The 15,252-nt window shown below is 67.3% G+C and carries 12 protein-coding genes; 4 read left to right on the forward strand and 8 right to left on the reverse strand.

Annotated elements, in window-relative coordinates:
- Positions 1-11: 11 nt before the first annotated feature.
- Positions 12-428, forward strand: coding sequence for a DUF6491 family protein (locus ACJMKX_RS02030; RefSeq protein ID WP_405220476.1), 417 nt, complete (start codon positions 12-14; stop codon positions 426-428).
- A gap of 44 nt (positions 429-472) precedes the next feature.
- On the opposite strand, the gene ACJMKX_RS02035 is transcribed toward ACJMKX_RS02030, so the two are convergent.
- Positions 473-643 (reverse strand): hypothetical protein, encoded by a 171-nt coding sequence (locus tag ACJMKX_RS02035; protein ID WP_405220478.1) that lies wholly within the window; start codon positions 641-643, stop codon positions 473-475.
- Between the two features lie 266 nt (positions 644-909).
- Here ACJMKX_RS02035 and ACJMKX_RS02040 point away from each other — a divergent pair, with 266 nt between their 5' ends.
- Positions 910-1,632, forward strand: a complete 723-nt coding sequence (locus tag ACJMKX_RS02040) for a Crp/Fnr family transcriptional regulator (RefSeq protein WP_405220480.1) — start codon at positions 910-912, stop codon at positions 1,630-1,632.
- Positions 1,633-1,643: 11 nt separating this feature from the next.
- Here the strand turns inward: ACJMKX_RS02040 and ACJMKX_RS02045 are convergent, their stop codons facing one another.
- Entirely contained in the window at positions 1,644-2,972 is a 1,329-nt protein-coding gene (locus ACJMKX_RS02045; RefSeq protein WP_405220482.1) for an HAD-IA family hydrolase, read from the reverse strand.
- A gap of 217 nt (positions 2,973-3,189) precedes the next feature.
- Here ACJMKX_RS02045 and ACJMKX_RS02050 point away from each other — a divergent pair, with 217 nt between their 5' ends.
- Positions 3,190-4,110, forward strand: a complete 921-nt coding sequence (locus ACJMKX_RS02050) for a ribonuclease HII (RefSeq protein ID WP_405220484.1) — start codon at positions 3,190-3,192, stop codon at positions 4,108-4,110.
- A 45-nt stretch (positions 4,111-4,155) separates the two neighbouring features.
- Here ACJMKX_RS02050 and ACJMKX_RS02055 read toward each other — a convergent pair whose 3' ends face one another.
- On the reverse strand, positions 4,156-5,580 hold the full coding sequence (locus tag ACJMKX_RS02055; protein WP_405220486.1) for a sigma-54-dependent transcriptional regulator: 1,425 nt from the start codon (positions 5,578-5,580) through the stop codon (positions 4,156-4,158).
- A gap of 316 nt (positions 5,581-5,896) precedes the next feature.
- On the opposite strand from ACJMKX_RS02055, the gene ACJMKX_RS02060 reads away from it, so the two are divergent.
- On the forward strand, positions 5,897-6,547 hold the full coding sequence (locus tag ACJMKX_RS02060; RefSeq protein ID WP_405220488.1) for a response regulator: 651 nt from the start codon (positions 5,897-5,899) through the stop codon (positions 6,545-6,547).
- 14 nt (positions 6,548-6,561) lie between these two features.
- On the opposite strand, the gene ACJMKX_RS02065 is transcribed toward ACJMKX_RS02060, so the two are convergent.
- From ACJMKX_RS02065 to nhaR, 5 genes are all read right to left on the reverse strand, one after another.
- Positions 6,562-9,255: a bifunctional acetate--CoA ligase family protein/GNAT family N-acetyltransferase gene (locus ACJMKX_RS02065; RefSeq protein WP_405220490.1), complete on the reverse strand. Its 2,694-nt coding sequence runs from the start codon at positions 9,253-9,255 to the stop codon at positions 6,562-6,564.
- Positions 9,256-9,608: 353 nt separating this feature from the next.
- Positions 9,609-11,999: a phosphoketolase family protein gene (locus ACJMKX_RS02070; protein ID WP_405220492.1), complete on the reverse strand. Its 2,391-nt coding sequence runs from the start codon at positions 11,997-11,999 to the stop codon at positions 9,609-9,611.
- A gap of 83 nt (positions 12,000-12,082) precedes the next feature.
- Positions 12,083-13,279 (reverse strand): acetate/propionate family kinase, encoded by a 1,197-nt coding sequence (locus ACJMKX_RS02075; protein ID WP_405220494.1) that lies wholly within the window; start codon positions 13,277-13,279, stop codon positions 12,083-12,085.
- Between the two features lie 226 nt (positions 13,280-13,505).
- On the reverse strand, positions 13,506-14,192 hold the full coding sequence (locus tag ACJMKX_RS02080) for a tellurite resistance TerB family protein (protein ID WP_405220495.1): 687 nt from the start codon (positions 14,190-14,192) through the stop codon (positions 13,506-13,508).
- Positions 14,193-14,323: 131 nt separating this feature from the next.
- The gene (gene nhaR / locus ACJMKX_RS02085; protein WP_405220497.1) at positions 14,324-15,235 is read right to left on the reverse strand and encodes a transcriptional activator NhaR; all 912 of its coding nucleotides are present in this window, start codon (positions 15,233-15,235) and stop codon (positions 14,324-14,326) included.
- Positions 15,236-15,252 lie beyond the last annotated feature (17 nt).

Raw genomic sequence — 15,252 nt, forward strand, 5'->3', positions numbered from 1 at the left:
CGGGAGGAATCATGCGAACCACGGCTCTCTTCACCGCGACGTGTGTCCTGCTGCTCGCGGCGGGACAGGCGACGGCAGAAGACAAGAAGATGAATGAATCGCTCGACCTCGTGTCGGGCCCGCCGCAGCAGTGCCTGAGTCTGCTCCGGATCGAGCGTTCCGAGGTGGTCGACGATCGCAATATCCTGTTCCACATGGGCAACGGCGACATCTACCGCAACCAGTTGCCGTACCGGTGCACCGGGCTGTCGCTGCACGACACGTTCATGTACCGGACCTCGCTGAACCAGCTCTGCCATATGGACATCATCACGGTCATGCAGAGCATCGGCTTCGGCCTGTCACCGGGCGCTTCCTGCGGCCTCGGCCATTTCTACCCCGTAACGGAAGAGCAGGCAGAGAAGCTCAGGGAGATGGCGGGCAGCTAGCAACCCCCGGCAACTCGGGCAATCGGCTGCCGGGCTGGGACGGCTCACGACGAGCGTGACTCCCCGTCCTGTCGGCGGTCGTCGGCCTGCGGCTCTTCCCGCCTGCGCCGCCGGCGCAGGACGAAACTCATGCCGAGGGTGACGAACAGGATGCCCAGGATTGCGATGAGAGGCAGGATCAGGGCGACGGGAACGTAATAATTGCTAATTTCCATTGGCGGGACCCTAGCCCGTACCGCCTCCGGCCTACATTGCGGATTCTCAATACGCCCGTCCCGCGGCCCGCGAGACGGGCCCGGCCTGCGTCAGTCAGCGTTTCACGACGATCCTATACCTCCATTCCGGTATTGGTAGCGGCACCGCCTGCCGCCACACTGAACGGGCGGGACAGACGAGTCGCTGCGGCGAAGGGAGGATCTGTCCCCGGAATCAGTATGAATCGCCTCAAGGGGACGCAAGGGGACGCGGGAAAATGTCCGGAATGATGCAGATTGTCGATACGGTCGACACGAGAGAGATAATCCCCGAGAACCGGCTGTTACGGGACTCGGGCGACGGAGACCCGACCGCGGGAGCGAATGGCACTCCCGTCTCGGTGGCCTCCGAGAGACATTTCGAGCCAGAGACCATGTTGCTGCGCGAGGGAAGCCAGGCCTCGAGTGTGTACGTCATTCGCGACGGCCTCGTGAAGCTGGTGCGGCACCTGCCCAACGGCCGAGCGCGCATCGTGGGACTGCACGGGCCGGGCTCCGTCCTGGGCATGCCGGTCGCGGAGGGGGACGAAGCCGTGTCTCCCCACAGTGCGGTCACACTGGGGCATGTGGACGTTCGATGCTGGCCGGCCAGCCACCTGCGGCGTCTGCGCGACGAAAGGCCGCACCGCTACATCGAACTGCTGGAGTCGTTACACGGGCATATCCGCCAGGCAGATGTGTGGATCACGGAGTTCTCGACCGGCCGCATCAGGAGCCGTGTGGCGCGGCTCATCCTGTACCTGGAAAACCTGGAGGACGGCCTCGGGGACGGCGAGGTGGAACTGCTCACCTGCCAGGACATGGGCGAGGTGCTCGGCGTGACGCCCGAGAGCGTCAGCCGCATCGTGGCCGAGCTGAAGCGCGACGGCATCCTGCAGGCAGTGTCGCCAGAGCGGGGCGAACACCTCTGCTGCGACCGTAAGAAGCTGCGTGCGCTCGCGCGGGATTGAGCTGTCACCGGCTACTGCCGGCTTAACCACGCCAGCAGCCGACACACCGCCTCCTGGTCCGGTAGCGTGAAGGGCGCGATGGTCGACCCGGGAGAGCGTCCGACCGAGATTCCGATACCGCGTTCGTCGATTGCCGCGAACCCGTCCTCGTCCCTGATGTCGTCTCCCACATAGACCGGGACGACCGTGTGATCCTCGGCGAGGTCGAGGATGTCCAGCAACCGCTGCAACGCGACACCCCGGTCCCAGGCGATGCCCTCCGCAGATTGTGGCCGGGGCTCGCGGCGTCCGTCCGGCAGCTCCACGTCCCGGCCGTCACTGGCGGCGTAGACGATGCCGGGCACGTCGAGTTGGCGGCGCAGAGCCTCCAGATCGCACTCGCTGATCACCGCGGTCGGGTAGCGGCGGGCGAGCCGAGCGAGGGTCCGCCTGAGCCGCCCGGCCCGCGGGCCGTCGGGCGAAAGTCCCGCTTTCGACGCCAGGGTGCCCTCGAAGTCCACGAACAGCGCGGGAGCAGCAGCTCCAAGACGATCTTCCAGAGCTTTCGATTGTGGCGAGCTGAGAGGCGAGGCGAGTTCCACGTCGAGTTCGTCAAGCCACTGATCGTCCAGAACCGTGTCGGCACCCAGACCCGTGAGCGCTTCTGCCTCGGCCGTCCCGTCCCGATCAAGCGCGATCACCAGACCGTAGCCAGCCTTGCGTGCTGCCCTGATCCCGGCCGCGGAGTCTTCCACCGCTATACACCGCCGGGCCGCCACATCCAGCTCGCGGGCCATGACGGTCAGGAAATCCGGCGCGGGCTTCGCCGACAGGGCGGCCCGTTCCGCATCCCTGCCGTCCAGTTTCGCATCGAACAGTTCCAGCGCGCCGGCTGCTGCGAGTACCTGTATGCAGTTATCGCTCGGCGACACCACCGCAGTACGCAGTCCTCGCCGGCGGAACTCTGCTACGAGACCGAGGCCGGAGTCAGGATCGATGCCCCGGGCGTCGAGCAGGCAGAGGAAAATCCCGTGCTGCAGCCGTGCCAGCGCGTGGATGCTGCCGTGACCGGGGGCGTCGTCCGGCGCACCCCTCGGCAGGTGGACGTCGCGAGCTGCGAGCACCGCGGCCGCGGCGTCGAGCCGTGGCCGACCGTGGCAGCAGGCGGCGTATTCCGTCTCGATGGAGAACGGACGCTCCGCTTGCGACTCGATCGTGCGGAACAATCCGTCGAAGGCCTGCTTCCATGCCTCGGCATGCAGGGTCCGAGTGCCGGTCAGCACGGCATCCAGGTCGAACACCGCTGCAGCGAATCCGGACGTCCGCAGTGGTCCGCCGCTGTCCGCGCCACGCGGCTCCAAGTTTGCCTCCTTCCGTTTCTTACGCTCGGCGCACGGTGCAGCGCCGGGCCTGCCAGCATGGCGGCGGCGTGCCGCGCCGATTTCCTTCATGAGTCAGTGTCGGAGCCGCGCCGGCAGGCTGCATTGAGCTTCGTCAATGGCCCTGCGGGACGGCCGGGAGCAGCACCGAAGCGGACAACGAGACAGCCCCTTCCGTTTCGGTTAACCTCGCCGGAGGATGCCCGCCCGCACGCCCCTCCCGAAATGGCCCACGCTGAGTATCGAGCGCGAGTTCGAGGGTCGTGTCTGCGGCATCGACGAGGCGGGCTACGCGCCCATCGCCGGCCCGGTGGTCGCCGCCGCCGTGGTCCTGCCGCCCGGCGCCAAGCCCCGCCGGCTGCGTGGGCTGACCGACTCCAAGCTGCTCAGCGCCGACCAGAGGGAACGCTTTCGGGACATTATCCTCGGCCTGGGCGATGCCGCGGTCGGCATGGCCAGCGTCGAGGAGGTGGACCGCCTCAACATCTACCGCGCAAACCTGCTGGCCATGCAGCGGGCCGTCTCGGCGCTGGGCCTGCCGCCGGACGCGGCCATCGTCGACGGACGTGCCGCACCGCAGCTCGACTGCAGGGTCAGGACCGTCGTCAAGGGCGACCGCCGTTCGCTGTCCGTGGCCGCGGCCTCGGTAATCGCCAAGGTCGCCCGCGACCGCCTGATGAGGGAACTCGCAGCCGAATGCCCCGGCTACGGCTGGGAGACCAACGTGGGTTACGGTACCGATGAGCATTACCTCGGCCTGCTGCGCCACGGCCCGACCCCGCACCACCGCCGCAGCTTTGCGCCGCTGACCACGCTGTTCGCCCCGGGCGGGTCCGGGGTCGCACGTTTCCGTTTCGAGGCGTCGGAACGGATCGCCGAGCCACGGCGGTTGCAGCTGCTGGAACTCCGTCAGGACCTTCACGCCGTGTTCGACGCGGTGGGCTGCCACATCGGGCAGGTGAAGAACCTGAGGGGCCACTGGACATTTCAGGCGGTGGGCTACGCGGAGGAGGGGCGGCCGGTGCCGGGCGGGGGTCCCTGTGCCGCGTGCCACGGGGAGAGATTGAGCGCCCCGGTGGCCGCGGCCGTTGCAGAATTACTCGTCGCCCGGCTCGGCTGAGCGGGCGCCTTCGCCGCCCGCCAGTCCGCGAGCCGAGCCGAGGCGTCAGCTCGCCCGGTTGCCTTCCTCGGCGTAGCTGTTGAGGCGATTGTAGAGGGTGCGCAGACTGATGCCGAGCGTCTCCGCGGCGGCGGTCTTGTCGTTCTCGTGGCTCTGCAGCGTCGCCAGGATCAGGGCCTTCTCGGCCTCCTGCACCGACGAGCCGACCCGCACCCGGATGTGATTCCCGGCCACCGACGGCTCGACGGTCAGGGGCGGCAGATGAAACGCGCGTATTTCGCCGGGGGAGAGCAGAAAGGCGCGTTCGATCAGGCTCTGCAGTTCGCGCACGTTGCCCGGGAAGGGATAATCCGCGATGGCCTCGAGCGCATCGCGGCCGAGGGTCTTCGAGGCGCCCTCGCGCTCGTTCAGCCGCTGCAGGAAGTAGCGCGCCAGCCCCTCGACGTCCTCGCCACGCTCGCGTAACGGCGGCATGTCGATGGGAAAGCGTGCGATCCGATAGTAGAGGTCCTCGCGCAGGCTGCCGTCGGCGATCGCCTCGCCCGGCTCCCGATTGCTGGCCGCGATGATGCGCACGTCCGCGGGCAGGTCTCTCTCGCCGCCCACGCGGCGGAAGGTCGCGCTCTCCAGTACCCGGAGCAGTTTCACCTGGTGTTCGGCCTGCATCTCGGTGATATCGTCGAGGAACAGCGTGCCGCCGTGGGCCTGCTCGAACAGACCTCGGTGACAATGGCTCGCGCCGCTGAAGCTGCCCTTCTCGTGGCCGAACAACTCGCTCTCGCAGAGTTCGGGCGGTATCGCCGCGCAGTTCTTGGCGACGAAAGGCCCGTCGGCCCGGTCGCTGAAGCGGTGGATGGTGCGTGCGGCCAGGTCCTTGCCCGTGCCGCTCTCGCCGGTCACGAGCACCGAGGTCTCGACCGCGGCCACCTTGCGCAGCACGCAGAACAGCTCGCGCATGATGCCGGAACTCCCGCGCAGATCGCCGAACTGGTCGAGCGGGGGAGCCGCAGCGGCCTTCGCCGCCTGGCGGCGTTCGCGCCGGGGCCACTCGACCATCTGCCGCAGCAGGTCGGTCAGGAACGCCTCGTCGAACGGCTTCGCCAGGAAGTAGCCTGCGCCACGCGACATGCCGGCGCGGATGCGTCCGGGCCTGTCCTGCTCGTGCATCAGGACGATCTCGTCGCAGCCCTCCAGGCCTGGCAGATCCAGCAGCTCGAGGACGTCGCCGTCGCCGACGCCCAGCGCCAGGAAGGCCACCGCCGGTGCGGCGCCGCCGAGCTCGCGGGCCGCGTCGGCAAAGGAGGAGCAGAGCCTCGCGTCGAAACCCTCACGGACAAGCAGTCCCTGCAACACGCGGCTGTGGCCGTCGTCGTCGTCGACGATCAGCGCGCGCGGGCGCTCCGACCCGCGCAGGGGAACCCCGGCATCGCTCTCGTTCGCTGGAAACTCGGCCGGCGCGAGATCTTCCACGCTCGGCGCTACGTTGCCGTTGCGGCAAGGCTCATCGCTCTGCCGCGATCCATTCGATCGATTCATGATCCCCTTTCCCATCAATGCTGCCCAGATAGTGCCGCGCTCTCACGCGGTGCCCTCCCTGAAGCTGTCATGTAGCACACCGGCGGGCATTGCGATTTCTCAAGCGAGCCGAATGTCCGCGGAGCGCGCCGGGGCTTCAGGACGGGCGGATCTACCGGTGTTGCCACCCCCGGCCGAGGTGAGGGTATTCGCTGATGTTTTCTGCGCGCGGCTGGGAGATACTTCAGGATTGCACAGCAGGGGTGAGGGCTTGGGAATCAAGGTCCTGATCGCGGACGATCACAACCTGATGCGGGAGGGTCTCCGCTCGATATTGGAGCGCGAAGACGGCATCGAGATCGTCGGAGAGGCTAGCAGCGGACTCGAGGTGCTCGAGCTGTGTCTCGAGGCGGTGCCGGACATCGTCGTCATGGATGTCGCCATGGACGATCTGAATGGTGTGGAAGCCACCCGGCGTCTCCTGAAACGCCACACGAGCGTGCGTGTGATAGCCATTTCCAGTCATAACGACAGCGGGCTGATGGCTGAGATTCTCCGGGCCGGGGCGTCGGGCTACGTACTCAAGGAGAACGCTTATGCGGAACTACGGCCGGCGCTGAACGCCGTGAGTCGCGGCTCCACGTATCTCTGCCCCGGCGCCGCGGGCAAGGCGGCAGAGATCATCCAGGACACGGAGGCACCACGGGGCTCGGCCTGGGATGTCCTCGGCGACCGGGAGCGCGAGGTGCTGCAGTTGCTGGCGGAGGGTCTGACGTCCGCGGAGGTCGCCGAGAAGCTGCACATCGCGCCCAACACCGTGGAAACCCATCGGCGCAACATCATGCGCAAGCTGGACCTCCACAACGTGGTGGAGCTGACCCGTTATGCCATCCGGGAGGGGCTGACCCGGGTCGACGACTAGCGCCGCAGCCCCCCTTACAGCGACAGCGTGATCTGGACGATCTCAGGGTCGTCCGGCGAGGTGCGGCGCCGGAACCCGAGATCCTTCGCGAGTGCCAGCATGCCCCGGTTCTCCCGCAGCACCACGCCGTCCATCTCCTCCAGACGCCGTTCCCTGGCGACATCGATCAGGCGCCGCAGCAGCTCGGTTGCGAGGCCCCGGTTCTGCCACTCGTCGGAGATAACGATGGAGAACTCGCAGCCGCGGCCGTCCAGGTAGGTCACATACCGGGCAACGCCGACCTGACGCTCGGCGCCGTCGACGTCGGTGAGCGCGATCAGCGCCATCTCCCGGTCGTAGTCGATCTGGGTGAAGCGCGAGAGCATCGCCGGCGTGAGCTCTTTCATGGCGTACATGAAGCGCAAGTACTTCGAGCGCTCCGACAGGCTGCTGACGAACGCCTGCTCGAGCCGCGCGTCCTCCGGCCGGATGGGTCGGATCACCAGCGGCGTGCCGTCGCGCAGCACGTGCTCGCCGACCAGACTGCTGGGGTAGGGGTGGATGGCCATGTGACCGTATTCCCGCGCGGAGGCCCGGCTCTCGCGCAATACCACCCGGGCATCGAGCGCGACGGCCTTGTTCTCGTTCACCACCAGCGGGTTGATGTCGAGTTCCTCGATCCAGGGCAGTTCGCAGACCATGTCCGAGAGACGCAGGATCACGTCTTCCAGCGCGCGCCGGTTGGCCGGCGGCTTGCCGCGGAATGCGTCCAGGTAGCGTGACGCCCGGGTCTGCTCGATCATGCGTCGTACCAGGAAACGGTTCAGCGGCGGGAGACCGACTGCCCGGTCCCGGATCACCTCCACCAGCGTCCCGCCCAGCCCCACAGTGACCGCCGGGCCAAACACCGGATCGTTCATCACGCCCAGCATGATCTCCCGGCCGTTCCGGGGACGCCACATGCGTTCCAGCAGCACACCGCTGATACGCGCATCCGGCATGCGCTCCCCCACCGAGCGCACGAGTTCCCGATAGGCGATGCCGAGCTCGGCGCCGTTGGCGATGCCCAGACGCACGCCGTCCACGTCCGACTTGTGCGAGATGTCGGGTGAGTGGATCTTCATCACCAGCGGGAATCCCAGTTGCTCGCCCAGGACGAGGGCCTCACGCGCACTGCCGACGGGCACGCTCTCGAGTATCGGGATACCGAAGGTCCTGAGCAGCGCCTTGGATTCGATCACGTCCAGCACCCGGCGGCCTTCGCCTAGGGCGGCGTCGATAATCAGCCGCGCACCCTCCCGGTCCGGCGGCTCCCGCCGTCCGAGGGGCTCGGGCACCTGCAGCAGCATCTGCTGGTTGGCCCGGTGCGCAGCCGCCGCGGAAAACGCCTCCACGGCGGCCTCGGGTGTTGCGTAGGTGGCAACGCCGCGGGCACGAAACGACTCCCGGCTGGCTTCCATGGAGCGGCCGCCCATCCAGCAGGTGAGCACGGGCTTCTTCGCCCGGGCCACGATGTCCGCCACGGCCTCGGCCACGGGTTCCGGCTGGGTCATCGCCTGGGGGACGAGAATGGCGAGGACGCCGTCGCAGCCGTCGTCCTCCAGCACGAATTCGAGGGCTTTGCCGTACCGGTCCGCACCCGCGTCCCCGAGCACATCGACCGGATTCCCGCCGGACCAGGCGCGGGGGAGGGCGCCGTCGAGCTTCTGACGGGTCTCTGCCGACAGCCTCGCCAGGGGCAGGCGCTTGTCCGCGAGAAAATCCGCCGCCATGACGCCCGGGCCGCCGCCGTTGGTGATGATGGCGAGCCGCGGCCCGCGGGTGCGCACGCCGAAGTGCAGGGTCTCGGCCACGGCGAAGAAATCCACGTAGTTGTGTACCCGCACCACGCCTGCGCGGCTGACGGCCGCGTCGAAGACGTCGTCGGAGCCCACCATGGCGCCGGTGTGGGAGATGGCCGCCTGGCCGGCGTCGGCGTGGCGTCCCGCCTTCATCACGATCACCGGCTTCGCCCGGGAGGCCGCGCGCACGGCGCTCATGAAACGGCGGGCGTCGTGGATGCCCTCGACGTAGAGCATGATCGCGCGGGTCGCCGGATCCACCACCAGATAGTCGAGGATCTCACCGAAATCCACGTCCGCTGCCGTGCCGCTGGAGACCACGCAGGAGAAACCGATGTTACGCGGCGCGGCCCAGTCGAGGAGGGCGGTGCACAGCGCTCCGGACTGGGACACCAGCGCGATATGACCTTCCCGGGCCATCACCTGGCTGAAGCTCGCATTCAGCCCGGCGTCGGGACGAAGGATGCCGAGGCAGTTAGGGCCGATGAAGCGGATGCCGTGGCGCCGTGCCGCGGCCAGGGCGTCTGCCTCCAGCTGCCGTCCCTCCGGGCCCGCCTCGCGGAAACCGGCCGAGAGGATCACCGCGACCGGGACGCCCGCCTCGCCGCATTCCTCCAGTACGCCCGGCACGGCGGCGGCCGGGGTCACGATGACCGCCAGGTCCACCTCGCCGTCGATGTCCCGGACGCTGCCCACGCAGGCCTGACCCTGGACCGATTCGTGGGCCGGGTTGACGGGGTGGATCGGGCCTTCGAACCCACCCTCCAGCAGGTTGCGGTAGGTGACCGTCCCGAGCGAACCGGGCCGCTCGCTGGCACCAATGAGGGCCACGGAGCGAGGTTCGAACAGGGGCGAGATCTCGGCCGTGGTGGCGCCGCGGCGTGCCATCAGTGGTGTCCTTCAGGGTGTGGCTGGGAGGCGGAGCGCAGAGGGTAACCGGAATCCGCGGCCACCGCATCGGATCCACACCGGGCGGAGTCCTGTCCTGACTTCGGGGAGGCGGGATTCCGCCATTGAGGGCCTGTGCCGACCCGTCCCATAACCGCGCATAATATATATTATGTTAAAATATGGTGGACCCGAAAACTGACAGCGAGGCCGCGGACCTCCTCGAGGTGCGTCTCAGAATTCCCAGCCAGTATGCAGTCACTCGGCACAATATTCTTTCTAACAGGCAGTTATACGACCTTTCTCGAGCAATTCCTCATCGCTGGACGCCGCTCCAGGCCATCGCTGCCCGTTCACGAGAACGGCCATGTCCACTGCTGCAGGTCCGGCGCATCGACGCCATGCTCGTACGCATAATGACGGCAGTCGATCTTCCGGTCCCGGAGCTTGTCCTTCACGTGGGCGCCCGCCACCTGCAATTGCGGCAGGCGGTCGATTACGTCGATGGCGAGACTGAAGCGGTCGATCTCGTTCTCGATGGCCAGTTCCAGCGGCGTATTGATGTTCCCTTTCTCCTTGTAGCCGCGCACGTGGAGATTACGGTGGTTGGTGCGGCGGTACGCCAGCCGGTGGATCAGCCACGGATAGCCGTGGAAGTTGAATACGATCGGGCGATCCACCGTGAACAGACTGTCGAAGTCCCGATCGGACATGCCATGGGGGTGTTCGGTATCGGGCTGCATCCGGAACAGATCCACCACGTTGATGAAGCGTATCTTCAGGTCTGGGAAACTCTCCCTGAGCAGCGCGGTGGCGGCCAGCGCCTCCCGTGTGGGGATGTCGCCGCACCCGGCGATCACGACGTCGGGCTCACTGCCCTGGTCGTTGCTGGCCCAGTCCCAGATGCCGATCCCCTTGGTGCAATGGCGGATCGCCTCGTCCATGTCCATGTACTGCAGATGCTGCTGCTTATCGGCGACGATGACGTTGATGTTGTCGGTGCTGCGCAGGCAGTGATTGGCGACCGAGAGCAGCGTATTCACGTCCGGCGGCAGGTAGATGCGCGTCACCTCCGGGTTCTTGTTCACCACCACGTCGAGGAAGCCCGGGTCCTGGTGCGTGAAGCCGTTGTGATCCTGGCGCCACACGGTGGAGGTGATCAGCAGATTCACCGACGAGACGGGCGCACGCCACGGGATCTCGCGACTGATGGCGAGCCATTTCGCATGCTGGTTGTACATGGAATCGATGACGTGGACGAAGGCTTCATAGGTGGAGAAGAAGCCGTGGCGACCGGTGAGCACGTAACCCTCGTACCAGCCCTCCAGCGTGTGCTCGGAGAGCATCTCCAGGACGCGGCCGTCCGGCGAGAGTTGGCCGCCGTCCTCGTCCTCCGGCAGATAGTCGGCGAGCCACAGTTTCTTGCTGACCTCGTAGATGGCGTCGAGCTTGTTGGAGCTGTTCTCGTCCGGTCCGAAGACCCGGAAACTCCGCGAGTTTCGACGCATCACCTCGCCCAGGAATCGTCCCAGCGGACGCGTGTTCTCCGCGACGGTGACCGCCGGACGTTCGACACCGAGGCCGAATTCGCGGAAATCGGGCATCCGCAACGAGCGCCTGACCAGCCCGCCGTTGGCGATCGGATTCGCGCTCATGCGCCGGTTGCCGGCCGGCACGAGCGCCTGCAGCTCTGCTCGCGGTGCGCCGCTCTCGTCGAAGAGCTCCTCGGGCCGGTAGCTGCGCAGCCACTCCTCGAGCTGGCGCAGTCGCTCCGGATTGTCCCGCACGCCCGGGATCGGTACCTGGTGGGCCCGCCAGTAGCCTTCCACGCGATGCCCGTCCACGCTCTCCGGCCCGGTCCAGCCCTTTGGCGTGCGCAGGACGATCATCGGCCAGTGGCCCCGCGTGGCGCGCCCGCTGCCGCGCGCCTCGCGCTGGATCCCGCGTATCTGGCCGAGGCACTCGTCCAGTGTGCTTGCCATCTGGCGGTGGACGTCAAGCGGATCGTCTCCGGTCACGAAATGCGGCACCCAGCCGTAACCGCGGAAGAGATTCGCAAGTTCCTCCTCGGGGATGCGGGACAGGATCGTCGGGTTGTTGATCTTGTAGCCGTTCAGATGAAGGATGGGCAGCACTGCCCCGTCCGTCACGGGATTCAGGAATTTGCTGGAGTGCCAGGCCGTCGCCAGCGGTCCGGTCTCGGCTTCGCCGTCGCCGACGGCCACCGCGACCAGCAGTTCCGGGTTGTCGAATGCGGCGCCGAAGGCGTGGGAGAGGCTGTATCCGAGCTCGCCGCCCTCGTGGATGGAGCCGGGGGTCTCCGGCGTGCAGTGGCTGCCGACGCCGCCGGGAAAGGAGAACTGCTTCATGAAGCGGCGCATGCCCTCCTCGTCCTGGCTCTTGTCCGGGTAGATCTCCGAATAGGTGCCCTCCAGATAGACGGGGGCCAGCACGCCGGGGGCGCCATGGCCCGGCCCGGCGAGGAAGATCGCCTCGAGGTCGTGATGCCGGATCAGGCGGCTGAGATGCGCGTACATCAGTGACAGGCCGGGGCTCGCGCCCCAGTGGCCGAGCAGGCGGTTCTTGATGTGTTCCGGCCGCAGCGGCTCGCGCAGCAGCGGATTGTCACGGAGATAGATCATGCCGGCGGCGAGATAATTACAGGCACGCCAGAAGGCATCGATGGCCTGCAGTTCCTGCTCGTCGACGGCCCCGGCGTTCGCATTGTCCGTCTGTTTGTTCATCCCTGACCTCCTTCCGGCCTCGTTATTTCATTGCCTGGCGCAAGCGCCCTGTCCTGTTTCCCGGGCGCCGCACCCCGAATTCGTTATCCGGGAGCAAGCGCGCGTAGCGTCTCTCTCGCGATCTCCGCCTCTTCGTCGGACTGGATCACCAGCAGCGCCACCGACGCGCCGTCGTCATGTATGGCGTCGCCGTCCCCGGCCGCCACCCGGTTGCGGGCGGGATCCACGACGATGCCGAGACCCTCGAGCCCCGCAATGCACTCCTGGCGCACGGCGGCGTCATTCTCTCCGATCCCGCCCGAGAAGACGATGGCGTCTGCCCCGCCGAGCACCGCGAGATAGGCGCCGATGTATTTCCTCACCCGGTAGCAGAAGACCTCGAACGCGAGTTTCGCCCCCTCGTGACCCGCGGCGCGCAGACGGTGGATCTCGCGCATGTCGTTGACGCCGGCGAGGCCGCGCAGACCGCTTTCAGCGTTCAGCAACTCGTCGATCTCCACCGCACTCATTCCGGCTTCGCGCTGCAGATACGTGACCACGGACGGATCGATATCGCCGCAGCGGCTGCCCATGACAAGACCTTCCAGCGGCGTCATCCCCATCGACGTATCGACGCTCAGTCCGCCGCGCACGGCCGTCGCACTGGCGCCGTTGCCGAGGTGCAGGGTGATGAGCCTCGTCTCGCCGAGCGGTTTGCCGAGAATGCCGGCGGCGCTGCGTGCGAGGAACTGGTGGGATGTGCCGTGAAAACCGTAGCGGCGGATGCCCCGGGCAGCGGCGATCCCTTGCGGGAGCGCATAGTGCCAGGCCCTGGCCGGCATACTCTGGTGGAAGGCGGTGTCGAACACGGCAACCTGCGGGGTATCCGGATAGCGGCGGCTGGCCACCTCGATACCCAGCCGGTTGAGCGGATTGTGCACCGGGGCGAGGACGCTGGTGCGCTCGATCTCCTCGAGTACGGCACCGTCGACGGGGACGGCGGCGGCGAAGCGGTCACCGCCATGCACGACGCGGTGGCCGATCGCCGTCGGTTCCGCCCCGGGCGCAAGCTCCGGCAGCGCGTCGAACAGATGCTCGAGGCAACGGCGATGATCCGCCATCGGCAACCGCGCTTCGTGTGCGTCGGCCGCCGCCGCGGCCTCGCCCCTGCACCAGGAGAACATCGTCGCATCGGTCCCGATGCGCTCGAAAGCCCCTCCTCCGATCCGCGCCAGGGTCTCGGCTGCGAACAGGGCGACCTTGATGGAGGAACTGCCGCTGTTCAGTACCAGAATGCTCATCGTGGATCATCGGACGGTGGCTGCGCCGGTCGGCAGCATGCGGCGAATGGTGCCGGTAAAGGCGGTCCCGGTAAAGGAACCGGTGAAATTGCGAACCGGTCCTTCCTCGCATAACAGGATGCCGGGGCAATGCAGCGCAATTACGACTGGCCTGCGGGGGCATTTCTCGACGGAAAAAAATGGCCGGGGCACGGCCGTGGACACCGTACCCCGGCCCAGGCGGGCATCAGGCAGCTCGGTGATTCGCTCCGGCCGCAGCCTCGGTGACGGCCTGGATCGACTGGCCGGCGCTGCGGTGCAGCTCGACCACGAGCGCAGTCGGCAGCGCCAGCGCCTCGGCGAGTTCGGCCAGATAGGCCCGGCAGATCGACCGGGTCTCGTCGACGGCCAGCAGTGCCGCGGCGTAGACCTCGGCGGCGAGCTCGGGTGTGCTCGCGGCGGCCGCGAGTTCGGCCACGTCGAGAGGCCGACGCAATTCATCGAACAAGAGGCCTTTCTCGGCCGCATCCAGATCCAGGGTGTCGATGCGGTCGAAGATGCGGCGGCGCTCGCTGTCGTCCAGGTGGCCGTCCGCGTGGGCGGCTGCGATCATCGCCCGGATGATCAGCAGGTCCCGGTGGCGGCACGCGGCCGGTTCTGCCGGCTGGAAGCCGCGCTCGGTAAGGCCTTGCCAGGTTCCCGACTGTGCCGGGGTCGCCGCCGTGCCGCCATCCACGGCGCGATAACGCTGATAGGCTTTCCACGCGAGCCCGCCGACGGCGACGGCCCCGCCGATCTTCAGTGCGGAGCCTGCGAGCTTCCGGGTCTTCTTGCCGCTGATTGCGTTGGCGGCGAGGCCGCCGGCGAGCCCGGCCGCCAGGCTACCGCCGATACCGCTCCTCATCAGGCCTTCCAGTGCACGATTCAGGTCCATGGGCATGCTCCTTGCCGGGGGTTGAGGGTGAAGATTGCCCATGCGGAGCGATGGTGACCAGCGGGTTGTGCCTTGAATTTACTTCGAGCAGATCGAAGTATTAGCGCGTCGGCTGTAGGTATTCCCGAATCTTACGATTCCCCGGCACCGAACAGCTGCTCCCGCGCTGCCTCGGTGATGGCGACCACCGACGCATGCTTCAGGCGCCGCTCCGGGGAGATGGCGTAAAAACGTTCCCGGACTTCCTCCGTCGAGCCGATGATGCTGGCACCGTAGGTGCGGCAGATCTCATCGGCGATGGCCGTGGGACCGGCGAACGCCCCTGCCCCGGCTTCGCCGAAAGCTTTCAGCAGGGCACTGTCGTCGAATTCGGCCGCCACGACGGGCACCAGGCCATTGGCCTCGAACCACTCCTCGAGCCGGCGCCGCAGCGCGGTGCCCTGGCTGGGCAACAACATGGGGGCGCCGTCGAGAACCGCCGGGAAATCCCCCTGATAGCGCTCGTACAGGGCTTCGCTGACGAAGAAAGAGGTGCCGCTCTCCCCCAGCACGTAACTGTAGGCCTTGACGTTGAGACCGGCCGGCAGCGGCTGATCCGACAGCACGAGATCCAGCCGATGGACGGCAAGCTCTCCCAGCAGGCGGTCCAGCGTGCCTTCCTGGCAGCGGATGCGGGGCGCATCCTCCGCCTCCAGGGCGGGCGCGATGATGCGGCACGCCACCAGCTTCGGGATGGAATCCACGATGCCGACGTTCAGGTGCCGCGGCACGTCGGGCCGTCGGCCGCGCACCACCTGGGCGAGCTCCGCGCCCAGGTTGAATATCTCGTCGGCGTACTCGAACACCATCTGGCCGGTGCGTGAGAGCACCAGTCGCCGGCCCGCCTTGCGGAACAACCGCTCCCCCACGGACTCGTCCAGCAATTTCAGCTGCCCGCTGATGGTCTGCGGCGTGACGTGCAGCACTTCGGCCGCGCGGGCGATACTGCCCTCGCGGGCCACTACCCAGAAATATTGAAGATGCCCGTAATTCAGATGGCGCATGACCGGTCTCCGGACGG

This window comes from Lentisalinibacter sediminis, assembly GCF_040706615.1.
GTDB lineage: Bacteria > Pseudomonadota > Gammaproteobacteria > Steroidobacterales > Woeseiaceae > Lentisalinibacter > Lentisalinibacter sediminis.